This window comes from Tabrizicola oligotrophica (assembly GCF_011008935.1).
GTDB classification, from domain to species: Bacteria; Pseudomonadota; Alphaproteobacteria; order Rhodobacterales; family Rhodobacteraceae; genus Tabrizicola_A; species Tabrizicola_A oligotrophica.
The window spans coordinates 1-23995 of record NZ_JAAIVJ010000017.1; the positions used below are offsets into that span (position 1 = coordinate 1).

At 64.8% G+C, this 23995-nt stretch carries 21 protein-coding genes; 11 read left to right on the plus strand and 10 right to left on the minus strand.

Annotated elements, in window-relative coordinates; all coding sequences use genetic code 11:
• Window positions 1–164 precede the first annotated feature (164 nt).
• The 6 genes from G4Z14_RS16940 to G4Z14_RS16965 form a co-directional block, all read right to left on the minus strand.
• Window positions 165–506, minus strand: coding sequence for a hypothetical protein (locus tag G4Z14_RS16940; RefSeq protein WP_164627858.1), 342 nt, complete (start codon window positions 504–506; stop codon window positions 165–167).
• Between the two features lie 19 nt (window positions 507–525).
• On the minus strand, window positions 526–960 hold the full coding sequence (locus tag G4Z14_RS16945) for a hypothetical protein (RefSeq protein WP_164627860.1): 435 nt from the start codon (window positions 958–960) through the stop codon (window positions 526–528).
• Window positions 957–2912 carry a DNA topoisomerase IV subunit B gene (parE, locus tag G4Z14_RS16950; RefSeq protein WP_164627862.1) on the minus strand — a complete coding sequence of 652 codons (1956 nt, stop codon included), beginning with the start codon at window positions 2910–2912 and terminating at the stop codon, window positions 957–959. Before parE ends, G4Z14_RS16945 begins: the two co-directional genes overlap by 4 nt.
• Before the next feature lie 69 nt (window positions 2913–2981).
• Entirely contained in the window at window positions 2982–3356 is a 375-nt protein-coding gene (locus G4Z14_RS16955) for a type II toxin-antitoxin system death-on-curing family toxin (RefSeq protein WP_164627864.1), read from the minus strand.
• Window positions 3353–3601, minus strand: a complete 249-nt coding sequence (locus G4Z14_RS16960; protein ID WP_164627865.1) for a hypothetical protein — start codon at window positions 3599–3601, stop codon at window positions 3353–3355. Before G4Z14_RS16960 ends, G4Z14_RS16955 begins: the two co-directional genes overlap by 4 nt.
• A gap of 115 nt (window positions 3602–3716) precedes the next feature.
• Window positions 3717–4376 carry a glutathione S-transferase family protein gene (locus G4Z14_RS16965; RefSeq protein WP_164627867.1) on the minus strand — a complete coding sequence of 220 codons (660 nt, stop codon included), beginning with the start codon at window positions 4374–4376 and terminating at the stop codon, window positions 3717–3719.
• Between the two features lie 119 nt (window positions 4377–4495).
• Between G4Z14_RS16965 and G4Z14_RS16970 the strand changes: the two genes are divergently transcribed.
• The 4 genes from G4Z14_RS16970 (at window position 4496) to G4Z14_RS16985 (ending at window position 9643) form a co-directional block, all read left to right on the plus strand.
• Window positions 4496–6268 (plus strand): LuxR C-terminal-related transcriptional regulator, encoded by a 1773-nt coding sequence (locus G4Z14_RS16970; protein ID WP_164627869.1) that lies wholly within the window; start codon window positions 4496–4498, stop codon window positions 6266–6268.
• Window positions 6269–6570: 302 nt separating this feature from the next.
• A complete protein-coding gene (gene ppk2 / locus G4Z14_RS16975; protein WP_164627871.1) occupies window positions 6571–7542 on the plus strand; it encodes a polyphosphate kinase 2 in 972 nt (323 codons plus the stop codon).
• Between the two features lie 65 nt (window positions 7543–7607).
• Entirely contained in the window at window positions 7608–8210 is a 603-nt protein-coding gene (locus G4Z14_RS16980) for an SAM-dependent methyltransferase (RefSeq protein WP_164627873.1), read from the plus strand.
• A 65-nt stretch (window positions 8211–8275) separates the two neighbouring features.
• A complete protein-coding gene (locus G4Z14_RS16985) occupies window positions 8276–9643 on the plus strand; it encodes an MATE family efflux transporter (protein WP_164627875.1) in 1368 nt (455 codons plus the stop codon).
• On the opposite strand, the gene G4Z14_RS16990 is transcribed toward G4Z14_RS16985, so the two are convergent.
• The 3 genes from G4Z14_RS16990 to G4Z14_RS17000 are packed head-to-tail and all read right to left on the minus strand — an operon-like array spanning window position 9619 to window position 13201.
• Window positions 9619–11577 (minus strand): acyltransferase family protein, encoded by a 1959-nt coding sequence (locus tag G4Z14_RS16990; protein ID WP_164627877.1) that lies wholly within the window; start codon window positions 11575–11577, stop codon window positions 9619–9621. The genes G4Z14_RS16985 and G4Z14_RS16990 overlap by 25 nt on opposite strands.
• Complete coding sequence (locus G4Z14_RS16995) at window positions 11574–11990, minus strand: hypothetical protein (RefSeq protein ID WP_164627879.1); 417 nt, start codon at window positions 11988–11990, stop codon at window positions 11574–11576. Before G4Z14_RS16995 ends, G4Z14_RS16990 begins: the two co-directional genes overlap by 4 nt.
• 8 nt (window positions 11991–11998) lie before the next feature.
• Window positions 11999–13201, minus strand: coding sequence for a pyridoxal phosphate-dependent aminotransferase (locus tag G4Z14_RS17000; RefSeq protein ID WP_164627880.1), 1203 nt, complete (start codon window positions 13199–13201; stop codon window positions 11999–12001).
• A gap of 75 nt (window positions 13202–13276) precedes the next feature.
• On the opposite strand from G4Z14_RS17000, the gene G4Z14_RS17005 reads away from it, so the two are divergent.
• The 3 genes from G4Z14_RS17005 to G4Z14_RS17015 all read left to right on the plus strand — a co-directional run bounded on the left by G4Z14_RS17005 (window position 13277) and on the right by G4Z14_RS17015 (window position 17675).
• Window positions 13277–13543 (plus strand): succinate dehydrogenase assembly factor 2, encoded by a 267-nt coding sequence (locus G4Z14_RS17005; protein ID WP_164627882.1) that lies wholly within the window; start codon window positions 13277–13279, stop codon window positions 13541–13543.
• 85 nt (window positions 13544–13628) lie between these two features.
• Window positions 13629–16631 carry a calcium-binding protein gene (locus G4Z14_RS17010; RefSeq protein WP_164627884.1) on the plus strand — a complete coding sequence of 1001 codons (3003 nt, stop codon included), beginning with the start codon at window positions 13629–13631 and terminating at the stop codon, window positions 16629–16631.
• Window positions 16632–16778: 147 nt separating this feature from the next.
• Window positions 16779–17675, plus strand: coding sequence for a LysR substrate-binding domain-containing protein (locus tag G4Z14_RS17015; RefSeq protein ID WP_164627886.1), 897 nt, complete (start codon window positions 16779–16781; stop codon window positions 17673–17675).
• 555 nt (window positions 17676–18230) lie between these two features.
• Here the strand turns inward: G4Z14_RS17015 and G4Z14_RS17020 are convergent.
• Window positions 18231–20288: a cadherin domain-containing protein gene (locus G4Z14_RS17020; RefSeq protein ID WP_164627888.1), complete on the minus strand. Its 2058-nt coding sequence runs from the start codon at window positions 20286–20288 to the stop codon at window positions 18231–18233.
• A 148-nt stretch (window positions 20289–20436) separates the two neighbouring features.
• On the opposite strand from G4Z14_RS17020, the gene G4Z14_RS17025 reads away from it, so the two are divergent.
• From G4Z14_RS17025 to G4Z14_RS17040, 4 genes are all read left to right on the plus strand, one after another.
• Window positions 20437–20595 (plus strand): hypothetical protein, encoded by a 159-nt coding sequence (locus G4Z14_RS17025; protein WP_164627889.1) that lies wholly within the window; start codon window positions 20437–20439, stop codon window positions 20593–20595.
• Window positions 20596–21116: 521 nt separating this feature from the next.
• On the plus strand, window positions 21117–21887 hold the full coding sequence (locus G4Z14_RS17030) for a helix-turn-helix domain-containing protein (protein WP_164627891.1): 771 nt from the start codon (window positions 21117–21119) through the stop codon (window positions 21885–21887).
• A gap of 133 nt (window positions 21888–22020) precedes the next feature.
• On the plus strand, window positions 22021–22338 hold the full coding sequence (locus G4Z14_RS18985; RefSeq protein ID WP_321573069.1) for a plasmid mobilization protein: 318 nt from the start codon (window positions 22021–22023) through the stop codon (window positions 22336–22338).
• Window positions 22332–23882: a relaxase family protein gene (locus tag G4Z14_RS17040; protein ID WP_164627895.1), complete on the plus strand. Its 1551-nt coding sequence runs from the start codon at window positions 22332–22334 to the stop codon at window positions 23880–23882. The genes G4Z14_RS18985 and G4Z14_RS17040 overlap by 7 nt, the downstream gene beginning before the upstream one ends.
• Window positions 23883–23995 lie beyond the last annotated feature (113 nt).

The window sequence follows — 23995 nt, forward strand, 5'->3', positions numbered from 1 at the left end:
GAAGCGCGCCGGACGCTTGAGCTACTTGATGGCAACGCGCCCGGCGCGCTTGCCAGACCTGAAACCGATGCCTATCAACCCCAAGGACTCTCGTTATGAACGAGGGACGACCGGGGGGCAGGTCAGGTGGGTGAGTTGGTGGGTGGACCTGTGCCCTGAGCTTGCTATTCGCGTTTAGGCGCGTTGTCGTCAAATATCCATCCGCTTGCCTGACATAGTTCGACAGCATAGCAAAGTACACCACGAAAGGGCTCTTTTTCTAGCGGTGTGACGAAGCGCGTATCCCTTGTTGCAGACTCGTAAATCAGTTCTGATTTCTCGTAGTCCAGAACTAAGTTTGCCTCGGTGAAGCGCCTAATCAAACGTCGAGTGGACGTTTTCAGTTCTCCGCCATCCTCAACCACCAATAAAGGAAAACTTTCTACATTTCCCGATCTAAGCCTGAAGGCCTCGTGCGCACCTGAGTCGATAAATCCCACAAACACTAGCCAGAAAATCAAACTCAAGAAGAGTCCTCGTACGCTATCAACCAAACCAGTTGATGCAAAAAAACTTCAAGAAGAAGACGATAGACAGGACTAGAAATCCGGTAACTGCTTGCTCTGGCGCGATACCCAAGAGAACAAAGAGCATGACATTAAGGAGAGATAGACCGCCGATAAGATAGTAGGCGATCCATCCCGCAGTGGTATTCTTCTGATATGGGCTCGGCGACAGAAGACCGTAATTGAACACCAGTATTGCAAGCAAAGTAGTGAACGCAGCAGGCGGAACCGCAATAGCACTGATCCGAATGATATCGTTTACATCAAGAACTTGTGCCGGACTAATTCCAAGAAAAAAATAGAAAGCAACTTCCTTCGACAGTGCAAATGCAAAGCCAATGACCGGCGCCACGGCCAACAGTGAGGCGATGCTCACTGAGAATTGGGTAGAAACACGGCCGTCTACGTCACTCACACATCCAACTCCTCCACGAAACGGGCGTTTTCCTGAATATACTGGAACCGCAGCTCCGGCTTCTTGCCCATCAGCCGCTCCACCAGATCGCCGGTCATCCCCGGTTCGTCATCGTCGATCGAGACGCGGATCAGCTTGCGGGTGGCCGGGTTCATCGTGGTGTCCTTCAGGTCCTTGGCGTCCATCTCGCCAAGCCCCTTGAAGCGCTGCACGTCGATCTTGCCCTTGCCGCCAAGGCCCTTCTTCAGCCAGACCTCCTTCTCGGCATCGTCGGCGACATAAAGCCGCCGCGCCCCCTGCGTCAGCCGGTAGAGCGGCGGGCAGGCGAGGTAGAGGTGGCCCTTGTCGATCATCGGGCGCATCTGGGTGAAGAAGAAGGTCATCAACAGGCTGGCGATATGGGCGCCGTCGACGTCGGCGTCGGTCATGATGATGATCTTGTCATAACGCAGGTCATCGACACGGAACCTGGTGCCCATCTGCACGCCCAAAGCCTCGCAGATGTCGCGGATCTCGGCGTTGTCGCCGAGCTTGTTCGAAGCCGCGCCGAGGACGTTCAGGATCTTGCCACGCAGAGGCAGCAGCGCCTGCGTTTCGCGGTTGCGGGCGGCCTTGGCGCTGCCGCCGGCGCTGTCGCCTTCGACAAGGAACAGCTCCGTCCCCTCGCGGTTCTTGGCAGAGCAATCGGCCAGTTTCCCCGGCAGGCGCAGCTTTTTCGTCGCCGTCTTGCGCTGGGTTTCCTTTTCCTGGCGGCGTTTCAGCCGCTCCTCGGCGCGCAAGACCAGAAAATCAAGGATGGCGCCGGCCGATTTCGGATCGCTGACCAGCCAATTGTCGAAATGGTCGCGCACTGCGTTTTCCACCCATTTCGCGGCTTCCTCGGTGGCCAGCCGGTCCTTGGTCTGGCCCACAAACTGCGGCTCGCGCACGAAAACCGAGATCAGCGCGCAGCCCCCGGTCAACATGTCGTCGCGGGTGATCAGCTCGGCCTTGCGATTCTTCGACAACTCGCCATAGGCGCGGATGCCCTTCAGGATCGCCGACCAGAAGCCGAACTCATGGGTGCCGCCCTCGGGCGTCGGCACGGTGTTGCAGTAGGAATGGATGAAGCCGTCACGCACCGGCGACCAGTTGATCGCCCATTCCACCGACCCCGGAACCCCGAATTTCTCTTGGAACATCACCTTGCCGGCAAAGGGGCGGTCGGCATAGGTGGTGGTCTTTTCCAGCGTGTCCGACAGGTAATCGGCCAGCCCGCCGGGGAAGTGGAACACCGCTTCCATCGGCATGTCGCCATCGGGGATCTGCGATTTCCAACGAATCTCGACGCCCGAGAACAGATAGGCCTTCGACCGCGCCATCTTCATCAGGCGAGCGGGCTTGAAATGGTGGCTGCCGAAGATCTGCGCGTCGGGGTGGAAGGTGACCGTGGTGCCCCGGCGGTTCGGCGCGGCGCCGATCTTCTGCACCGGACCGAGCGGCTTGCCGCGCGAGAATGACTGCTGGAACAGCTCCTTGTTGCGGGCAACCTCGACCACCATGCTGTCGGACAGCGCGTTCACCACCGACGAGCCGACCCCATGCAACCCGCCCGAGGTCTCATAGGCCTTGCCGTTGAACTTGCCGCCGGAATGCAGCGTGCAGAGGATCACCTCCAGCGCCGATTTGTCGGGGAATTTCGGGTGCGGGTCCACCGGAATGCCCCGCCCGTTGTCGCGGATCGTCAGCGAGCCGTCGGCGTTCAGCTCCACCTCGATGCGGCTGGCATGGCCCGCCACCGCCTCGTCCATCGAGTTGTCAAGGATTTCGGCGGCAAGGTGGTGATAGGCGCGCTCGTCAATGCCGCCGATATACATGCCGGGACGCAGGCGGACGGCCTCCAGAGGCTCCAGCACCTCGATCGAGGAGGCGTCATAGGTCTGGTCTTTGCCGGAGAGAAGGTCTTCTGCCATTTTGCTCGTCTTGTCCTGGGTTGCCGAGCATTAGACCATTTTGCAGGGGCTGTCCGCAAGATGTTGGGGTCATCCCCGCTGACGCAGCCATTCTGCCAATTCGCCCTCATCCAGCAGCCGCTGGGCGGCGCGGATGATGACGGGGCCGATTTCAAGGGCGGTCCAGGTGATCTGAATGCCATTGAGGTCAAGGCAGACGTCCATCGCCTGGTGAGCGGTGCGTTTGTTGGCGTCGTTGAAGCAATGGCCTTGTGCGATGGCGATGGCATAGGCGGCGGCAAGGTCAAAGGCGTCGCCGATCAGGTCATAGGCCAGCCGGTTTTCCACTCTCGCCAGCGCACCTTCAAGTGATTTGTCCAGCGCCCGACCGGCCAGTTCGCCGGGGTTCAGAACCGCATCATGGATCGCCTCGACAAGATCGGCGGAAAGCGTGCGGAAAATCATTTGTCTTTGAGGTAATCAAGCACGGGCTGGTTGACGGCTCGGCGACGCGCCATGCTTTCCATCACCTCTTCCAGCGTGGCCGGGCGATGCGCGCCTTCACCCACCGCCTCAGCCGGCACCAGATAGCCCACCAGCGCCGAGTTCTTCAGGATCGCCACCGGCTTGCCATTGGCGCGGTCCAGCACCTTCTGCGGTTCGCGCAGTTCGGTCATGGTGCAGATTTGCGGCGTCAGAAGGCGGGTCATGGCAGGGGCTCCCGAGATTTTGTGAGATGAAATATACATTCAAATGTGCAAAATTTCAACCCGCAGCAAGCCCCAGCCCCGGCCCCTCCGCACGGAGGGGGAGGGGAGGTGATCGTCAGGCCGGCTCAGCCAGCCGGCCCGCCCACATCTTCTGGAATGCCGGGCGGGCCTGACAGCGGGCGACCCAGGCCTTGACGGCGGGAAACTCGTCAAACAGCGCCGGGTGGCCTTGGGCATAGCGCACGCATTCCTCGACGACGATATCGGCGGCGGTGAAGCGGTCGGCCATCAGCCACTCGCGGCCCTGCAAATGGCTGTCCAGCCGGGCAAGCGGGCGGCGCAGCTTTTCGGCGCTGACATTGATGATGGCCTGCCCCTCGGTCCCGTTGATGTCCTTGTCTGCCGCGGCGTAGGCGATTTCCAGCGCCGGGCCTTCGACGGCGGCAATCGCAAACAGCGCCCATTGCTCCATCAACGCGCATTCGGCGTCGCTGGCGGGGGCCAGCGGCCCACCGGCACGGCGCACGATGTGCAGGGTGATGGCAAGGCTTTCGGTCAGCACCAGATCGCCGTCCACCAGCGCCGGAATCTGGCCCATCGGGTTCACCCTCAGGAAGGCGGGAGAGGCGGTGTTCACCGGCGCATCTGGCGCTGCGGGATCGGGCAGGCGATAGGCCTGAATGACGGGAACATGGGCAAACTCCAGCCCGGTTTCGAACAGCGCCCAAAGCGGGCGGGTGGCGCGCGAACGGTAGCAACCATGAAGCGTAATCATCGCAATCCTCATCAATGCCGGTCCCTGAAGGCTAATGTTGCGGCGCGGGAAACGAAAGCGAAACCGACACCCCGGCGAAAGGGGCGAATCGCTTGCCGCCGCGCTGCGCCTGCGCAAGCATGCGCGCCATGCAAGACAACCGGATGCCAGAGGAAATTTCGCCCGTCATCGGACGGGAAGCGAAGGCCGAGATCGTGGATCGGCTTTACGAAGTCGCCCTTGATCCCATCCGGCTGGAGGATCTGCTGGAAGTCTGGGAGGGGCGCGTGGCGCCGCATCGGACCGGGCATTCGCAGGCCGTCGTCACGCTGGACGATCCCGAGATCGAGGCCCACCTGCGCCGGGCCACGGTGTTTCTGGACCGGTTCGAGGCAACGCGCGACGTGAACCGGGCGCAGACGGTGCTGGAAGAGATCCCGCGCTCGGCGGCGTTTCTTGCCGATGGCGGTGCGGGGATTGCCGGGTTCAACCGCGCGGCCGGGGTGGCCTTCGGTCTGAAGGACGGCGCTGTGCTGGCCGATCTGCCCTTTGACGAAGAAGACGTGGCGCTCTTGCGCACCCAGATCGCCCGGGTCGCCTCGGGGCGGGCGGAGCGCGCGGTCACGCTGCGTATCCGTTCCACCATCACCGGCAGCCCGGTGATCGTGCGGGTGGGGGCGGTCGACCGGGTGGCGGAGGCGGACGCCAGGCCATTGGCGCTGGTGATCTCGACCGAGCTGGTCTGGCCGGAAGGGTTCGAAGCCACCGTGCAGGAGGCCTTTGGCCTGACGCTGGCCGAGATGGAGATCGTGCGTGGCATCGCGCTGGGCCTGCCAGTGCGGGAGATCGCCGAGGCGCGCGGCCGCTCGCCGGAAACGGTGCGCACGCAGCTGCGCTCGATCCTTGCCAAGACCGAGACCCACAGCCAGTCGGAACTGGTGCGGGTGGTGCTGGGCCTGATGGACGTGGCGCAGATCGCGCCGGTCGAGATGGTGCAGCCGGCCTCGACCAGCCTTGCGGTGTTGCCCGTCATGACGCTGCGCACCGCCGAGGGGCGGCGTCTGGAATGGGTGGAATTCGGCGATCCGAAAGGGGCGCCGGTCCTTTACATGCACCTTGATCTTGGCCTGTCGCGTTGGCCGGCACCGGCCGAACGCGCGGCGCGCCAGCGCGGTATCCGGGTCATTGTGCCCCATCGCGCCGGCTTTGGCCGCAGCGACCTGCACGGCAAGGGCGCCGATTACACCGAGGCCGTGGCGCGCGACTATCTGGCGGTGCTGGACCATCTGGGCATTACCCGCGCGGCGATCCTGAGCCAGGGCGCCGATTTCCGCTATGCCTGCGCGCTGTCGCTGCTGCGGCCCGGTCTGGTGACGGGCATTCTCGGTTGCGCCGCGCAACTGCCGCTGCGCCATGCCGCGCAGTATGACCGGATGGACAAGTGGCAGCGCTTCATTCTGGCCAATGCCCGCTATGCGCCGAAGGTCCTGCCCTTCCTCGTGCAGGCGGGCTATTCGCTGGCCCGCAGGCTCGGCAAGGAAAAGTTCTTCACGCTGGTCAACGGCGGGTCCGCCGCCGACATGGCCGCCTTTGCCCGTCCCGAGATCCGCGAAGCGGTGCTGGTCGGGTCGGAAATTGCGCTGGGCGCCAAGATTTCGGCGCATCAGGCCTTCACCCGCGAAGCTCTGAGTTCAGAAAAGGACTGGTCGAAGCTGGTGCAGGCCGTGAGGGTGCCGGTCCTGCTGTTGCAGGGCGATCAGGACCCGCAGACGCCGGTGCAGACCGTGCGCGAGCTGATGGCGGATTTCCCGCATCTGGAGGTGACTTTCCTGCCGGACACCGGGCAGCTGCTGCTCTTTGCCGAGTGGCAGGTGGTGCTGGACCGGCTTGGACGGTTCCTGCCGGCCAGATGACAAATCCGGCAACTTCCCCCAAACAGGGTATGCGCGGGGCAAGGGAGCGGGGCTAGGCTGCGGGTATTCAGACGTCCCGCATTTCAGGCAAGCTTACTGCAGGGCTACTTTTGCGGCGAAAGGCGGCGGTATCCGCGGAGCCGCCGCTTTTCGTTTGCGCTGCGGCGTCGCCTGCTTCTGCTGTGGCGGCAGGGCGACGGAGTGCGGCAAAGTTCAATTCCGGCCACGGACTTTGACGCGGATCATGGCGGCGGATTTCGGCGCGGTTTCCTGTCCTGTCGATCCTTGCAAGAGGTAATGCCATGGACCAGACGCTTACTTCCGACAGCCCGTTCAAGCCCGCAGCCGACCCCCAGCCGATCCCGAGCGCGACCGGCGAGGGGGGAGGGTTGACCGGCCCGCGCCACTTCCCGGCCGTCACCCCCGATACCATCCGCGCCGCCTTTGAATCCGGCAAGTATCCCTATGCCCGCCTGATGGGCCGCGCGCCCTATGAGGCCGAGAAGGCCAGATTGCAGGCCGAGTTGCTGAAGGTGCAGATCTGGGCGCAGGAGAGCGGGCAGAAGTTCGTGATCCTGATGGAGGGCCGCGACGCCGCCGGCAAGGGCGGCACGATCAAGCGGTTCATGGAGCATCTGAACCCGCGCTATGCCCGCGTCTGCGCGCTGACCAAGCCGAGCGATGTGGAAAAGGGCCAGTGGTTCTTCCAGCGCTACATCTCTCATCTGCCGACGGCGGGCGAAATGGTGTTCTACGACCGCAGCTGGTACAACCGCGCCGGGGTCGAGCGGGTGATGGGCTTCTGCTCGCCCGCCGAATACCTTGAATTCATGCGCCAGGCGCCCGAGTTCGAGCGGATGCTGGTCCGCTCGGGCATCCGGCTTTACAAATACTGGTTCTCGGTCACGCGCGACGAACAGCGCGTCCGCTTCATCGCCCGCGAGACGGATCCGCTGAAGATGTGGAAGCTGTCGCCGATCGACAAGGCCTCGCTTGACAAGTGGGACGACTATACCGAGGCCAAGGAGGCGATGTTCTTTTACACCGACACCGCCGATGCGCCCTGGGTCATCGTGAAGTCGAACGACAAGAAGCGGGCGCGGCTGAACTGCATGAAGCATTTCCTGTCGACCATTGACTATCCGAACAAGGATCATGCGGTGATCGGTACACCCGATCCGCTGATCGTGGGCCGGGCCAGCCAGGTCTTGCAAGGGGCGGGGCATATTCTGGACAGCGCGCAGCACCCGGCGGTTCGTCTGGCGGCAGGGTGAGGCGGGTGGCATTGCCCTTGCCTCTGGCCGGCCACCGGCCTTGAATGGGGCAGGGGAGACCGGTCATGTGGGACGAACGCTACAAGGGCAAGGACTATCTTTTCGGCACCGAACCCGCGGCCTTTGTCGCGCGTGAGGCCGGGGTGCTTGCCCCCGGGTCGCGCGTGTTGTGCCTTGCCGATGGCGAGGGGCGCAATTCGGTGCATCTGGCCGGGCTTGGCCACCGGGTGACGGCGATGGAGCCGTCCGGCGTGGCGCTGGACAAGGCCCGCGCGCTGGCTGGCGCGCGCGGCGTGGTGGTGGAGTTCCGGCAATCAGGTGTCGAGACGTGGGATTGGTCGCGCCCCTTCGATGCGGCTCTCGGCGTCTTCATCCAGTTCGCCCCGCCCGCCCTGCGCGCAGCGATCCACGCCGGCATTGCCCGCGCCGTGGTGCCGGGCGGGCTTGTCCTGTTGCACGGCTACGCGCCGCGCCAGATTGCCAATGGCACGGGCGGGCCGCGGGCGGTGGAGAACCTTTACACCCTTGACCAGCTGCGCGCCGATTTTCCCGGCTGGGAGGTCTTGCGCGCCGCCGATTACGATGCGGAGATCCATGAAGGCACCGGCCATGCCGGCCGCTCGGCGCTGGTCGATTTCATCGCCCGCAAGCTGGGGGCGCCCGCGTGATGCTGCGGTCATGATCCTGAGGCGGGGGTTGTGAGCCCGAAGGCCCGCCGCTACACCTGTGCCCCATGAGCCCGTTGTCCCCCCTTGCCCATGCCCGCGCCATTCTGGTTCTGGGCCTGCCCCTGATCGGCAGCCATCTGGCGCAGATGGCGCTGCATGTCACCGATACCGTGCTTCTGGGCTGGTACGGGGTGACTGAACTTGCCGCGGTGGTGCTGGCCACCTCGGCCTTCTTCGTGATCTTCCTGCTGGGCTCGGGCTTTGCGCAGGCGGTGATGCCGCTCGTTGCCTCGGCGCTGGGCGCGGGCGATGAAACCCGGGTGCGACGCGATGCGCGCATGGGATTGTGGCTGTCGATCGCCTTCGGGCTGGCCTGCTACCCGCTGTTCTGGTGGTCCGAACCGCTGCTCATGGCCCTCGGGCAAAAGCCCGCGGTGGCGGTGCTGGCGCAGGACTTCCTGCGCATCGGCGGGATTGGCATGGTGCCGGCGCTGCTGGTGATGACGCTGAAAAGCTATCTGGCGGCGCTGGAGAAAACCCAGGTGGTGCTGTGGACCACGGTCCTTGCGGTGCTGGTCAACGGTGTTCTGGCCTATGGGCTGATCTTCGGCCATTGGGGATGGCCGGAACTCGGGGTCGAGGGGGCGGCGATTGCCTCGGTGACAGTGCAGGCGCTCAGTTTTGTCGTGCTGGCGCTTTACGCCCATGCCCAGCCCGGGCTGCGGCGCTTCCACCTGTTCCAGCGCTTCTGGCGTGCCGATGCCGAGGCGCTGCGCTCGGTGTTCCGGCTGGGCTGGCCGATCGGCCTGACCGGGCTGGCCGAAAGCGCCCTGTTCACCGCGACGGCCCTGATGATGGGCTGGGTCGGCACGGTGCAACTTGCGGCGCATGGCATCACGATGGAGGCGGTGGCGCTGACCTTCATGGTGCATCTGGGTCTGTCGAACGCCGCCACGGTGCGCGCGGGCAAGGCAGATGGCGCGGGCGATGCGCGCGCCCTGCGCGATGGCGCCAAGGTGGCGATTGCGATGTCGGTCGGCTTCGGTCTGGCAATGATCGCGCTGTTCCTGAGTTTCGGGCCGCAGATCATCGGGCTGTTTCTGGATGTCTCGAAGCCCGGCGCGGCCGAGATAATGACCTTTGGCGTCAAGCTTCTGGCGGTGGCAGCACTTTTCCAGATGGCCGACGCCATGCAGGTCATGGCGCTGGGTCTGTTGCGCGGCATCCATGACACCAGGGTGCCGATGATCGCGGCCACCGTCAGCTACTGGCTGATCGGCATTCCGGCGGGCTATGTGCTGGGCTTCCCCTTTGGCATGGGCGGGATCGGCCTCTGGCTTGGGCTGGTGATCGGGCTGGCCTTCGCGGCGACGCTGATGATGTGGCGCTTCTGGCAGCGCTGCGGCGTTCAGCGAAAGGCAATGGGCAGCTGAGGCCGCAATCGCGCCCCGAACCGGGCTTCGCCGCTGCGGCTCCAATGGTCGCCATCCGACCAGAAGATGCTCTGGCAGGTCATGAAATCCTGTCTGATGTCAAATCCATAGGCCGATAGCGGCACATGTTCCACCCCGGCGCGGGCCGCAGCTTCGGCGATGCTTCGGTCAAGCCGTTCGAACACCTCCAGCTGCCCGGGACGCAGGGCGGGCGCCGTGGCGCAGCCGCTGCGCAAGACGCGGTTTGCCGCGATGTGCGGCTCGATCCGCGGGCTGAGCCAGAGGACCGGCACGCCGGAAGCATGCAGCGCCCGCAAATAGGTCTCGATGGCATCCTGCGCCGCGCGGTTCACGCGGAAGGCAGGCATCGCCTTGTGCAGGGGCGCCCGGGTGAAAAGCTGGCGCGACCCCTCGCGCCCGTCCGGTCCAAGCAGGAGATAGGCCCCGGATTGCACGAAAAGGATGTGGCGGAAAAGCTGCGGCTCGGCCTGCACCAGTTCCAGAAAGGCGCCGAAGGGGCAGGCCGCGTCGTTCTCGGCCGGGCGGCAGCCGCCGTTGGTCACGCCCAGAAGAAAGGGGGTGCGGCTGGCAAGTTTCAGGGCGTTGAACATGTCGATGCCGTGGCTGTCGCCCAGGACGACCGTCGCCGGGCCATGCCGGCTTGCGCAGGCCCGGATCTGCGCCAGATCCTTGTCGGACAGGGCCACCAGATTGAACCGGCAAGACCCGTCGCTTGCGGGCAGTCCGCTGTCTTGCCGTGCGGCAAGGATCAGGTCCAGGACGGCGGCCTCGTCGGGGTGGCCCTGCCGCCAAAGCCGGTCATTGCCGTTGCTGGCAAGGCCCAGAAGCCCAACCGCCAGCATCGCAGCCGAGGCAAGAGTGGCGCCAAGGAACAGGGGGCGCGGCCGGGCGAGCCAGCGCCCGGTCGGGCGGCGGAAGGGCTGTTCCACCCAGCGCCAGCTGATCCAGGCCAGCAGGTAGGTCAGGCCAACCAGAAGCCACATGGCCCAAGGCTCCGGCGCGTCGGTCGCCGAGACCCGCATCAGCGCGAAAAGCGGCTGGTGCCAGAGATAGGCGGAATAGGAAATCAGGCCGACGCCGATCATCGGCGGCAGGGACAGGAGCCGGCCGACTGCGGTGCCTTGCCCCGCGAAAAGGATCACCAGCACAGTGCCGATCACCGGCAGCAGCGTATGGGCCGAGGGGTAGGGCGTGCGGTCGCTGTGCAGGATCAGGGCGGCAACGATCAGCCCCAGCCCGACCAGTGCCGCCGGACCATGGGCTGCCAAGGGGCGCTGCCGCACCGACCAGGCCGCAAGCGAGCCGGCCAGAAGCTCCCAGAACCGCGAGAGCGAGAAGAAGAAGTTCATCTCGGGCCGGGTCGCCGCCGCCCATTGCGCCAGCGCCAGACTTGCCGCAGCCATGGTCCAGAGCCCGATCGTCACGCTGCGCGGACCGCGGCGCAACAGCGCCGCAAGCAGGACCGGGAACAGCAGGTAATACTGTTCCTCGATCGAAAGGCTCCAAGTGTGCAGGAGCGGGGCCTCTTCCAGAGCCGGAGAGAAATAGCCGCTGTTCGCCCCGAAAAGGACGTTCGACAGAAAGATCATGACCGCGGCCAGCGACTTGGAGTAGGCCTCCAGCTGCGGCGGCACCATCAAGACCCAGGCCGCCAGCGTCGTGACCGCCAGCACCAGCAGCAGGGCGGGCAGGATGCGCCGCACCCGGCGCTCGTAAAAGCGCTGGATGGAATGCGCGCCGTTGCCAAGATCCTTCAGCAGGATTGATGTGACCAGAAAGCCCGAGATCACGAAAAACACGTCCACCCCGGCAAAGCCGCCAGTCAGGGGCACAAGCCCGCTGTGAAACAGGATGACGGAGGTGACCGCGATGGCGCGCAGACCGTCGATTTCGGGGCGATAGGCGAGGCTCATTCGTCGGCGGCTTCGGCCTTCAGGATCCGATCCGCCTTCTTGCGCACCAGAACCGCGCGCAGGTCGTGCATGGCCATCAGCAGAGTGTCGGTAACCTGTTCCAGGGCCTCGTCCGTGGCCCGGGATTGCGCCCATTGCGTCGTCAGGTTCAGGTGATCCACCGCGCGCAGGATGTCGTCGATGTCGCGGGCGGCCAGCACGGCGCGGCGGTCCTCGACCCAGTCGGCGATCAGCGCCTCTTCCGCAGCGGTCAGGTCGCCGTCGCCATGCGGCTTGATCTTGCCGTTGTTGACGTTGACGGTGGCGATTTCCTCCAGGTCGATGCGGCGCTGGCGGTTTTCGGTATCGACCCGAAACACCACCGCGCCATTCTCGCGCACCCGGAAATAATAGTCTGGCAGATCGCCCGACATGTCGCCCCTTATTTCAAGCCCGCGCAGAAGCTCTGGATGCGCTTGCACGCCTCTTCCAGCACCGCGTCGGCGGTAGCGTAGCTGACGCGGAAGTTCGGCGAAAGCCCGAAGGCCGCGCCGAACACCACCGCAACGCCGGTTTCCTCCAAGAGCGCCGAGGCGAAGGCCTCGTCATTGGTGATCTTCACGCCGCCGGCTGAAGTCTTGCCGATACAGCCCGAGATGTCGGGGTAGACATAGAAGGCGCCTTCGGGCTTGGGGCAGGTCACGCCGGGGGCGGCGTTCAGCATCGAGACCACCAGATCGCGGCGGCGCTGGAACAGCTTGCGGTTGGGGGCAAGGAAATCCTGCGGGCCGGTCAGCGCCTCCAGTGCCGCATATTGCGACACCGAACAGGGGTTCGAGGTGGACTGCGACTGGATCGTGCCCATCGCCTTGATGAGATGCATCGGACCACCTGCGTAACCAATGCGCCAGCCGGTCATGGCATAGGATTTCGAGACGCCGTTGCAGGTCAGCGTGCGGTCATAAAGCGCCGGCTCCACCTGCGCCGGGGTGGTGAATTCGAAATCGTCGAACACCAGATGCTCATACATGTCATCCGACATGATCCAGACCTGCGGGTGCTTGACCAGCACATCGGTCAGCGCCTTCAGCTCGGTCCGGGTATAGCCGGCGCCCGTCGGGTTCGACGGCGAGTTGAAGATAAACCACTTGGTCTTCGGCGTGATCGCCGCCTCAAGCTGCGCCGGCGTCAGCTTGAAGTCGTTCTCGATGCCGCATTCCACTGCCACCGGCGTGCCGCCGGCCAGAAGCACCATGTCGGGGTAGCTGACCCAGTAGGGCGCCGGAATGATCACCTCGTCGCCGGGGTTACAGGTCGCCATCAGCGCATTGTAAAGGATCTGCTTGCCGCCAGTGCCGACGGTGATCTGGTTCGGCGCGTAGGTCAGGCCGTTCTCGTGTGCGAACTTGGCGCAGATCGCCTTTTTCAGCTCGGGGATGCCGTCGACGGCGGTGTAGCGGGTCTTGCCCGCATCAATCGCGCGCTTGGCGGCCTCGCGGATATTCTCCGGCGTGTCGAAATCCGGCTCGCCGGCGCCAAGGCCGATCACGTCGCGCCCCTGCGCCTTCAGCTCTTGCGCCTTGGTCGTCACCGCAATGGTGGGCGAGGGTTTGACACGGGCGAGGGTATCGGACAGGAAGGCCATGAGCGGCTCCACGGGCTTGAGGGTTCACGCGGGGTTCATAGGCGTGGGGCGGATTTGGCGCAAGCGGGGATGGCCATGGAAACGGCAGAGGCACGGCTGAAACGGATGGCGATGCGGTCGTGGCGGCGCGGCACCAAGGAGATGGATCTGGTGCTGGGCCCCTATGCCGACGCGCATCTCGCCGGCATGGCCGAAGATCGGCTGGCGCTTTACGACCGGCTTCTGGGCGAGAACGATCAGGACCTTCTGCCCTGGGTGCTGGGACAGGTGCCTGCCCCGGCCGATTACACCGCCCTGATTGCCGAAATCGGCGCTTTCGCGCGCGCGCGTCTGGGGCGCTGAGGCGCAGGATCATCTGGCGGGTTGACAGCCAGAGCGGGCAGACCCACGTTCGCCCCCAGGGGCTGCATCGCAGGGAGGTTGCGCCATGGCGACGTTCACCGGAACCGATGAGGCCGATACGCTGGCGGGCGGCGCGGGGGCCGATACGCTGATCGGCGGCGCCGGCAATGACACCTACATCGTCGACAGCCTGGGCGAGGTGGTGGTGGAAGAGGCCGGCGGCGGCATCGACCGGATTGTCGCCTCGGTTCTGGACGGGGACGACAGCTACAGCCTTGCCCTCTGGTCTCAGGTTGAAGACCTGCGCTATTCGGGCGGGCAGGCCGCCACGCTTCTTGGGAACGGCGCGGCGAACCGGATCGAGGCGAATGCGGCGACTTCGACCGCCGATCAGCTGAGCGGCGGGGCGGGCAATGACAGCCTGTTCGGCTTTGGCGGCGCCGACATGCTGGCGGGCGGTCTGGGGGATGATCTTCTCGATGGCGGAAGCGGGGCGGACCGGCTGATCGGCGGGGCGGGCAATGACACCTATGTCATCGACAGCGCCGGCGACCGTGTTGCGGAACTGGCGGGCGGCGGGCGCGACCAGATCCGCAGCGGCATCGCCTTTGACCTTGGGCAGGACTGGGCCTCGGAAATCGAGGATCTGACCTATACCGGCGCCATCGCCGCCGGGCTTGGCGGCAACGATCTGGACAACCGTCTTACCTCGCTTGGCGCGGCGGCCGACAGCCTGTTCGGCGGCGCCGGCAATGACACGCTTGCCGGCGGCGGCGGGGCCGATACGCTGACCGGCGGGCTTGGCGATGACTATTACCGCATCGGCATCGGCGATGTCGTCATCGAGGCGCTGGGCGAGGGGCGGGACACTTACGAGGGCCAACGCACCACCATCGCCAGCGGCGGCGCCGCCACCACGATCGAGAACCTGATCTTTACCGGGACGGGCGCGGCCACTCTGACAGGAAATGGCCTTGCCAACCTGATCGAGGGCGGCACCGGCGCCAATACGGTGAATGGCGGGCTGGGCGACGACACGCTGGCCGGCGGCGCCGGGGCGGATCTGCTGAACGGCGGCGAGGGCAATGACCGCCTGTTCGGCGGTGCGCTGCCCGGCCTTGTGCTTGGCCGCGACCGGGTGAACGACAGCAGCATCGACCAGCTGGCAGGCGGGCAGGGCAATGACACCTATGTCGTTTCGGACACGCAGGATGTTGTGATCGAGGGCGCGCTGGAAGGCAGCCGCGATGTCGTGGTCTCGGCGGTCAGCAACCGGATCACGCGCTATGCCAATGTCGAGGCGCTGATCCTCGAGGACGGCAGTTCGGCCTATTCGGCCACGGGCGGCGGCGCGGGCGATCTTCTGATCGGCAATGACGGCGACAATCTGGTTTCCGGCGGCCTTGGCCATGACACGCTGGCCGGTTGGGGGCTGGCCACTGCGGCGGGAAGCGCGGATATCCTGCTTGGCGGCGCGGGCAATGACGTGCTGTTGGCCCGGAGCCTGTTCGGCTCGGCAGGCAGGGTTGACCTGACCGTCGATGGCGGGACAGGCAACGACCTCTATGTCATCGGCCCCGATGTGGCGCTGTCCGGCTGGGACGAAGCCGGTACCGATACGGCGATTGTCCATGGTTCGGCCTCGCTGGCGCAGCTGTCCGGGATCGAGCGCATCTACCTTTACGGCGCGGCGGGCGGCCCCGAGGCCGAGGCGCACGCCGCCATGATCGCAGCCTTTGCCGCGCTGAGCGGCGGTGACGCGCTTGACCTCGCCGCGCTGGAGGCGGGGCGGGATGTCACGGGCAATGCACTGGCAAACAGCATCTTCGGAAATGCGCTTGGCAACCAGCTGTCGGGCGGTGCCGGCGATGACACCATCCGCGGCGGCAACGGCGACGACACGCTGACCGGCGGCACGGGGATCGACCTGCTGATCGGCGGCGCCGGCAATGACAGCTACCACCTCGACACCGGCGATCTGCTGAGCGAGACGGCCAGCGGCGGCTTCGACAGGCTGTATTCCGCCACGCTGGCCAGCAACGCCGCCTTCGGCGCCTATGCAAATATCGAAGGCTGGCTTTATACCGGCGCCGCTTCCGTCTCGCTGCATCGGGGGGTGGCGAACCTGTCGGCGGATCTGCTTGGCGGTGGCAGCGGCAATGACACGCTGCGCGGCTATGGCGGCGATGACACGCTTTCGGGGGGCAGCGGAAACGACATCCTGACCGGCGACGCCGGCAATGACGCGCTGCTCGGCGCGGCGGGCGACGACACGCTTTCGGGGGGTGATGACGAAGACAGCCTTGACGGCGGTCTGGGTGCCGATCTCCTGTCCGGCGATCTCGGCGACGACAGGCTGGACGGCGGCGGCGGCGATGACCTGCTTTCCGGCGCGGCGGGGGTGGATACCCTTGCGGGCGGCAGCGGCAATGACACGCTGGAGGGCGGGGAAAACAGCGACCGCCTTGTCGGGGGCGCGGGCAATGACGTGATCGCGTTTGGCGATGTGACGGTCGACGCGACGGTCAGCGGCGATCACCTGTTCGGCGACGACCCGGACAATCCCGGCATGGCTGGCGCCGACGAGTTCCGGTTGCAGGCGATCGGGGCTGGATCCGCGGTGAGCGAAACCTTTTCCGGATCGGGCATCTTCCGGTTCGCCGGCGGCGCGACGATCGGGGATTTCGAGCAGGGCAAGGACAGGATCGGCGTGGCTGCCTCCCTGCTCGGCAACCTCGATGGCGCCGTGGATGGCAGCTCCGACGTGGTTTCCGGGGCCTCGACCTTCTCGGCCACCGATGAGATCATCTTTTTCCGCAGCGATGCGGCGGAGGCCTTTGCCGCGGCCCCGGAGGCGTTCCTTACGCCCATCAACGCTGCGACGCTGACGCCCATCCTTGTTTCTGCCGATGCCGCGATTGCCGTGAATGTCACGCGACTTCTGGTGTTCGACGATGGCACCAACAGCGCGGTCTTCCTGTTCCAGTCCGCCAACGGCGATGCCGCGGTCACGATTGACGAGATCTACCTCGCAACCGTGGTGACGGGCAGCGACGCGCTGCAGCTGTCGGACTTCTTCCTGTTCTGAGCCGCTTGCGCCTGCCTGACAGTCCCGCTGCGGGCATGGTCCGCAGCGCAGGTCCGCGGCCCGACCGCAGCGCCTGCAGTGCCGCGGCGTCCGCTTTCTTCGCGTTGCGGCTTTTCCCGGCGCCAGATTCCCTGCTAGCCTCGCCGCATGACCCGGCGCCACTACGATCTTCCCTCGCTCAACGCGCTTGCGGCTTTCGAGGCCGTCGCGCGCAATCTCAACGTCACGCGGGCGGCGACAGAGCTGAACGTCACGCCCGGCGCGGTGTCCAAGCAGATCCGGCAGCTGGAGGCAGAACTGGGCCGGCAGCTGATGCAGCGCCATTCCACCGGCATTTCGCTGACCAGCGAGGGCGAGGAGGTCGCCGCCAGCCTGCACGAGGCCTTTGGCCGGGTGTCGGCGACGCTGCGCCATGTGCGCGCCTCGGGGGAGCGGGCGCATGTATCGATCATCTCGACCATGGCGACGATGCAGCTGTGGCTGATGCCGCGGCTGGGGTCGTTCTGGGGGGCGCATCCCGAGATCGTGGTCGAGCATGTCATTTCGGACCGCCTGCATGATGTGCCGCGCCCCGACATCGATCTGCGCATCCGCTATGGCGACGGGCACTGGCCGGGCGAAGAGGCGAGGCTGATCCAGTCGGACCGGGTGGTGGCGGTGGCCAGCCCGGCTTTCCTGGCCCGCCACCCGATTGCCGATCCGGAGGCGCTGGCCGCTGCGCCGCTCTTGTCGGTCGAGGGCGCGGATTGGGTCTGGATGACCTGGGGCAGCTTTCTGCGCGCCGCGGGGGTGCCTTTCCACCGGCTCAACGTTCGGCGGTTCAACAGCTATGTCATCGCGCTGCAGGCGGCCCGTGACGGGCAGGGGGTGTCGCTCGGCTGGATGAGCAGTGTGGCGCCGCTGATCGCACGCGGCGAGCTGCAGAAGGTCACGCAGACCGAGATCGACGACCCGAACGCCTTCTATGTCACCTGGAACGACCGCCGCACCCTGAGCGCGGAAGCAACAATCCTGCGCGACTGGCTGCTTGCGCAGGGGTATTGAGATTTTCTCAATTCCCTTCGGCAACTTCCTCGCTTGCTTCAAGCGGTGCAAGGCTGTCCATTAAGGGGCAAAAAAGCCCTGCCAAGGACCCTCCCACCCATGCTGCCGAAAACCATGTCGGCCGTGCTCCTGACCGGGCATGGCGATGTTGAAGTGCTGGACTATCGCTCCGACATTCCGGCGCCCATCCCCAAGGCGGGAGAGGTGCTGAAGACAGCTCGGAGGCCATCGACAAGCACGTGGCCGACTGGATCGCCGCCAATCAGACGACCTATGACGACTGGCTTGCCGAGGCCCGCAAAGCCGCCGAATAACCGTTCTGCCGAGGGCGCGGCTGCGCCAGACCTTGGGCGCGCCCCGGAAACGGGGCGCCCCTTTTCCTGGCCTGCCCGACCGACCCGGCACGCCCCTTGCCGGGCGGTTCCGGAAGATGCCCTCCGGCACCCGCCCAGACTGCAAAGCCCAGACGGCGTGCGCCCAGGTCAACGGGCGCTTGCCCCGGGATTTCTCCCGGCAGAAAGCCCGCGCAAGGCATGCCGCCGGGCCGGATATGCCTCAGACAAAGATGTAGTCGTCCGCTACATAGCCCGAGCCGTAACCCAACAGCGTGATCGTCAGCTCGGCGGTGGCGGCGTTGCCGTCAAGATTGACCGAGACGACAGTGTTTCCGCTGATGTTCGCCACCGCCGAGATATTGGCAGCGGTGATGTTCAGGGCTCTGAAGTCCAAAACGTCCGTCCCAGCAAACCCGGAAATGGTGTCGTTGCCGTCATTCGCGCTGAGGTAGATGAAGGTGTCGACCGAGCCTTCGCCGAACAAACGGTCATCGCCGTAGCCGCCGATGATGCTGTCCACTGCCGAATTGCCATTGATCGTATCGTTGCCAGATCCGCCATAAATGACATCCGTTGCCGCGCCACCATCAAGGGAGTCATTGCCGGAGCCGCCGTAGATGAGATCCCCGGCATTCTCGCCGGAAATGAAATCATCGCCGGCACCGCCGTAGACCGTGTCTGCGCCGTTGTTGGCGTTGATATTGTCATTTCCAGCCGTGCCGAGAATCCGGTTGGGGTCGTTGTCTCCGTTTTCCGCCACCGTATCGACGTTGCCATCAAAATCATTCGGATCCGCCAGCGGTCCCTCGTTCACATTGCCGACGTTGACCGTCACCGTCATCGTGTCGCTCAGCCCGCCGCCATCGGTGACCGTGACAGTCAGCACATGCTGGACGGCCGTCTCATAGTCGAGCGGCCCCGTCGTGGTGATCTTCCCGCCGGCATCAATGGTAAACAGCGCCGAGGTGTTGCCGCCGGTGATAGCATAGCTCAGGTTCTCGAACGTGTTCGCCGCGTCATTGCCACCGCCGACATCCGGATCTGATGCGGTGACCGAGGCGACGACCGCCCCCGCCGCGAGATTTTCATTCACCGAAGCCGTTTTGTTGCCGCCGGCCTCGGGTGCCTCGTTCAGGTCGGTGACGTTGACGGTGACCGTCATGGTATCGCTCAAGCCCGCGCCGTCGCTGGCGGTCACCTCCAGCGTGTAGCTTTGCGCCGTCTCGTAATCGAGCGCGCCGATGGTGGAGACTCTGCCCTCCGTGTCGATGGTGAACAGCCCGGCTGCATTGCCGTCGGTGATCTCGTAGCTGAGGTCCTCGAAGGCGTTGTCCCCATCATTGCCGCCGCCGAAGTCGGGGTCGGTGGCATCGACATCGGCCACCACCGTGCCGATCGCGAGGTCTTCATTCACCGCAACCGTCTGGTCGCCGCCGGCTTCCGGCGCCTCGTTCAGGTCGGTGACGTTGACGGTGAAAGTCTCGGTATGGGTCAGACCGTCGGGATCGGTGACGGTTACCTTGATCGTCAGGCTTTGTTCCGCCTCGAAGTCCAGCGCGACATCCGGTTTCAGTTTCAGGGTGCCGTCGACAATCTCGAAACGCGTGTCGTCGACCACATAGCTGTAAGGACCGGTGCCGCCATCGTCTTCCACCGTCGTCAGCGTCCCCACCACTGCGCCGGCGGCGTTTTCGTCAACACTGCTCGACGACAGCAGGATGCCGTCGGGGTTGCGCGGGTCGATCTGGTAGGAGACAGATTCGATGCCGGAAACCTTGAGATTGATCGACGTGAATGTGAATACGGCCGTGCCTGCCTGACCGGTGTTGGCGTTGGTGTTGGCGGCCATGAAGGCCTGGAAGCGGGCCAGATCTGCCGCGAAGGCCGCCATGAAGGCCGGGTCGTTCATCTGGGCTTCGCTCAGATTGATGATCAGCCTGTCGATCTCGGCAGTGCCTTTGGCCACATTGCCGTTGCCGCCATCATAGACGTCGTAGCTGGTGAAGGTGGTCGCGGTGGTCGCGTACTGGTTTTCCCAGGCGCTGAAGATCAGCATATCCGCACCCGATCCACCCTGAAGGTTGTCGGCACCCGAACCGCCGTCAAGCGTGTCCGCGCCCGAGCCGCCAAGCAGGGTGTCAGACCCCGTGCCGCCGAAAAGCGCGTCGCTGCCCGACCCGCCGTTCAGAAAGTCATTTCCCGCCCCGCCCGCAAGCACATCCTCGCCGGAGCCGCCGATGAGAGTGTCGTTGCCGCTGCTTCCTGTCGTCAAGGCCATGGCTGGAATTCCCTTGGATAAAATTGCGCCCTGAAGATGACTGACTGATGCCGCATTTTTGTCAAGATCGGCTGCAACGGCAGGGGGCGTGTATTGTTTCTATTGCTCTCTCAGTGAGAATTTTGACAGGCAATGCTATGAAATATATATGAAAATCCAAGTCTCGCGCGGCGGCTGGATCGGAATTTTTCCAAAACTGAAACAGAAGCCGGGCGTTTGCGGCGCCAATGCTGCGCCGAAAGGCCAGCTATCCCGCCACAAGGTGTCGCTTTCCACATGGTGCCATTTCATTCGGTGGTTGTTTTAAATTATTGCTGCGCAACAATTGGTTTAACTCGACCCCTGCGCCAAGTCCGGAGTATCTGCCCGGGCGATGGCGGACTTCGAAGCCAGACCCTCCGACCGGGGCGGGCAGGTCAGCGCTTGACCACGGCGCCGACTCGTTTCCGATGGTCGAGAACGCCCGGCGGGCGCAGCTGCCAGACCTGCCGCCAAAACGTCAAACCCAAGCCGAATGGGGCATCGGAGTGTGAAGAAACGTCGCCAATTCGGGGAGGAGTGGTGCCCAGAGCCGGAATCGAACCAGCGACACGCGGATTTTCAAGCCGTCCACCGGCGCGGGAAATCAACCGGTTGCGCGGCGTTTTCCTGTCAAACCCCCTACGGGAAATCAGGCACTTAGGGGGCGATTGTCAAACCGGTTTTCGGGCGATCCGGGCCAAAGAAAAACCGTCGAGGGGGCGGCCACCCACCTCGACGGCGCATTCGACGTCACTGTTTTGACAGGATACCAAAGCGCGGACTCCGGCGCAATCACCGGGGGCCGGCATGTCTGACATTCTGCCCTTCTGCCAGATCAAGCTGCAGTATCTTCTAGACCTCGTCCTCGACCAATCGCTGGACGACAACGCCTTCCGCGTTGCCGCCTATCTGGCGCTGACCCATGCCGACCATGACACCGGCGAATGCCATCCATCCTTCGAGACGATCGGCACGGCCCTCGGGCGGCACGCAAAATCGGTCAAGCGCGCCCTGAACAAGCCCGAGATGGCGCGCCACCTGACTGTCGTGCGCGGGACCAATCGCGGCAACGCCTCGCGCTACCGCCCGACCGAAGATGCCCTGCGGCGCGCCACGCAGCGGCGGCGGGAGGGGGACAAGATCGTCCCCCTTTCCCGGGTGAAAGGGGGACAATCCTGTCCGCCCGAGGGGACAGATCTGTCCCCAAAAGGGGGACAGGAACGCCCCCCGAACAGAGAAAAGGAACTTAAACCAAGAACGGCCGCTGCCGCGCCGGATTTGCCCGTGAAGGGGCAATCGGGCACAGCCACGGCCGGCAGTGCCCCGCCGTCACCGCTGGTCTTCGTTCCGCAGGGCATCTGCTTTGCCCGCGACTGGAATGACCGACTAGCGCAGGAGGGGCTGGCGACACTCGACCGAAGTCTGCCCTTGGCTGTGAACGGTCCCCATCGCGGCTTCTGGGTTCCAGCCCGAAGCCCCGCGCCAAGGGGAAGCCCGGAATGGCGTGAGCAGGTGCGACAGCTGCGCTGTCTTGCCGGGAAGGACGCCGGGCAGATGGAGCAGCGTCATGCGGGATGAGCAGGGAGCAAGGCGACCCGTGTCATACGCTGGCGCTTCTGACACGGGGCCTTGCGAGGGGTGGCAAGCCTCCCCTTCGAACCCCACCGGCGCGGGCACTGCCCGCGAAAGGCCCGCGCTGACGGACACTTTCGTGTTCCGCTGCACGGCGGCCGAGAAGGCCGAACTTCGGCAAAAGGCCGAAGCGGCGGGTGTTCCTGTGGCGACCCTTCTGCGCGAAGCCCTTGGCCGCACAGATACCCGCCGCCGCAAGCCCGCCCCGCGCGTCGATCTGGCGCTGGTGCTGGCCGTCGGGCGGATCGGCGGCAACCTCAACCAGATCGCCCGCTGGCTGAACCGCGCCCATGTCGCTGGCCTCACGCCCACGATCGACGCGGTCGAGGTCGCGCGCCGCCTCCTGTCCGTGGAACGCCAGCTTGCCCAGCTCCTCGCCCAGGGCCGCGAATGCTGATCAAGTTCTTCCCCAACGGCCAAGGGCGCGGGTCCGGCCCCGTCGGCTACCTGATCGCCGATCAGGTTCTGGCCTACGACGCCAACCGCGACCTGCTCCGCGATGCGGCTGGCCAGCCCACACACACGATCCGCAACCCGCGCCCCGAGGTCCTGCGCGGCAATCCCGACCGGACCGAGGCGCTGATTGACGCCATCCCCCATGTCTGGACCTACCGCGCCGGTGTCATCAGCTTCGCCGCCGATGACGCCCCGACCGAGGCGCAGCAGGCCGAGGTCATGGACGGCTTCGAAAAGATCGCCTTCGCGGGCCTCGACCCCGAGCAGTTCGACATCCTCTGGGTCCGCCACAGCCACGAGGGCCGCGTCGAGCTGCACTTCTGCACCCCGCGTCTCGACCTGTCCTCTGGCCGCAGCTTGAACATCGCCCCGCCCGGCTATCAGACCGCCTTCGATTCCCTTCGCGACCTGATGAACCAGACCCACGGCTGGGCCGACCCGATGGACGCACACCGCGCGCAGGAGGTGCAGCCCGTCCTTGAGACCCCACAGCGCGCCAAGACCCGCGAGGAAGTCCAATCCTGGATCCTCGACGAGATTTCCGTCGGCACCATCACCGACCGCGCCAGCATGGTCGCCCTGATGACCGATGTCGGCTTCATCGTCCCCCGCGCGGGCAAGGAATACCTCACCGTCCAGGACCCCGATACGGGCGAACGCTGGCGACTGAAAGGAGACATCTTCCATGACGACTGGAAAGCCGACCCAGCGGCTCAGCGAGAGACTGAACGCGGATCTGGAAGCCCTGCGGCACGAGAATGCCGCCTTGATGGCATCCCAGCTGCAGAACTTCAGGAGCGATTTGACGGCCATTGCGACGCGCGCGCGCGATACAATCGAAGCCGATACCCGCATGTTTCTGCACGCGACCTCGGGCACGATGCAGAGCTTTCAGCAACGGATCACGCGCTGGATGACCTTGGCGCCGGTGATCCTGCTGGCGACCGCAACCGCCGCGATCACGGCGCTGCTCGTGCTGAGCTGGTTCTGGAGCGTGATGCTGTCGAAGTCGGAGCTGACGCGCCTTGGGTTGCAGCGGATCGACCAGGGCGGGATGACCTACCTTCTGACCGACCCGGCCCGGTCGAGTATTCAGACATGCGCGATCAGCGATCAGAGATCGGTGTTGTGCATTCAGATAAAGGAGAAATGAATGCAGACGCCCCTGACAGCGCTGGAGCGCGAATTGCTTGGCTACGTCGAACGGTTGGCGACAGCCTCCGAAACCTCAGCGCAAGCCTTGCGCGCCTTGGAAGCACGCTCGACCAACCGGATGGGGCTGAGGATGGATGGCTTGGCCGACTGCGTGGCGCTGCTCATTCAGTCGCAGATCGACTCCATGACGGCCTTGCGTGGCTTGCTGAGCGAAGCCGCGAACTTAGGGGCGATCGACAGGCAGCTGAGCGAGAGCTTGAAGCAAGCGAAGGCCGCCGAAGAACGGCTGAGACGGCGCTGAGGGAACGGGAACGGGGGCATGAGCTTTAGGGCGGCAGGAAACGGAACTTGAAACGGAACTTGAAGCGGAACAGAATGAACTTAAACTGAGATCAGGATGCAGATTTTTTCCCTGTTTTATTGACGTTAAGTGCGGTACTCTC

What these genes read in the sequence shown, in the direction of transcription:
- parE (WP_164627862.1), bottom strand. Translation starts at nt 2,912, where the DNA reads ATGGCAGAAGACCTTCTCTCCGGCAAAGACCAGACCTATGACGCCTCC.
- G4Z14_RS17010 (WP_164627884.1), top strand. Translation starts at nt 13,629, where the DNA reads ATGGCGACGTTCACCGGAACCGATGAGGCCGATACGCTGGCGGGCGGC.
- G4Z14_RS16960 (WP_164627865.1), bottom strand. Translation starts at nt 3,601, where the DNA reads ATGACCCGCCTTCTGACGCCGCAAATCTGCACCATGACCGAACTGCGC.
- G4Z14_RS17000 (WP_164627880.1), bottom strand. Translation starts at nt 13,201, where the DNA reads ATGGCCTTCCTGTCCGATACCCTCGCCCGTGTCAAACCCTCGCCCACC.
- G4Z14_RS17005 (WP_164627882.1), top strand. Translation starts at nt 13,277, where the DNA reads ATGGAAACGGCAGAGGCACGGCTGAAACGGATGGCGATGCGGTCGTGG.
- G4Z14_RS17030 (WP_164627891.1), top strand. Translation starts at nt 21,117, where the DNA reads ATGTCTGACATTCTGCCCTTCTGCCAGATCAAGCTGCAGTATCTTCTA.
- G4Z14_RS16990 (WP_164627877.1), bottom strand. Translation starts at nt 11,577, where the DNA reads ATGAGCCTCGCCTATCGCCCCGAAATCGACGGTCTGCGCGCCATCGCG.
- G4Z14_RS17015 (WP_164627886.1), top strand. Translation starts at nt 16,779, where the DNA reads ATGACCCGGCGCCACTACGATCTTCCCTCGCTCAACGCGCTTGCGGCT.
- G4Z14_RS16980 (WP_164627873.1), top strand. Translation starts at nt 7,608, where the DNA reads ATGTGGGACGAACGCTACAAGGGCAAGGACTATCTTTTCGGCACCGAA.
- G4Z14_RS17020 (WP_164627888.1), bottom strand. Translation starts at nt 20,288, where the DNA reads ATGGCCTTGACGACAGGAAGCAGCGGCAACGACACTCTCATCGGCGGC.
- G4Z14_RS16955 (WP_164627864.1), bottom strand. Translation starts at nt 3,356, where the DNA reads ATGATTTTCCGCACGCTTTCCGCCGATCTTGTCGAGGCGATCCATGAT.
- G4Z14_RS16970 (WP_164627869.1), top strand. Translation starts at nt 4,496, where the DNA reads ATGCGCGCCATGCAAGACAACCGGATGCCAGAGGAAATTTCGCCCGTC.
- G4Z14_RS17040 (WP_164627895.1), top strand. Translation starts at nt 22,332, where the DNA reads ATGCTGATCAAGTTCTTCCCCAACGGCCAAGGGCGCGGGTCCGGCCCC.
- G4Z14_RS16995 (WP_164627879.1), bottom strand. Translation starts at nt 11,990, where the DNA reads ATGTCGGGCGATCTGCCAGACTATTATTTCCGGGTGCGCGAGAATGGC.
- G4Z14_RS16985 (WP_164627875.1), top strand. Translation starts at nt 8,276, where the DNA reads ATGAGCCCGTTGTCCCCCCTTGCCCATGCCCGCGCCATTCTGGTTCTG.
- ppk2 (WP_164627871.1), top strand. Translation starts at nt 6,571, where the DNA reads ATGGACCAGACGCTTACTTCCGACAGCCCGTTCAAGCCCGCAGCCGAC.
- G4Z14_RS17025 (WP_164627889.1), top strand. Translation starts at nt 20,437, where the DNA reads ATGAAAATCCAAGTCTCGCGCGGCGGCTGGATCGGAATTTTTCCAAAA.
- G4Z14_RS16965 (WP_164627867.1), bottom strand. Translation starts at nt 4,376, where the DNA reads ATGATTACGCTTCATGGTTGCTACCGTTCGCGCGCCACCCGCCCGCTT.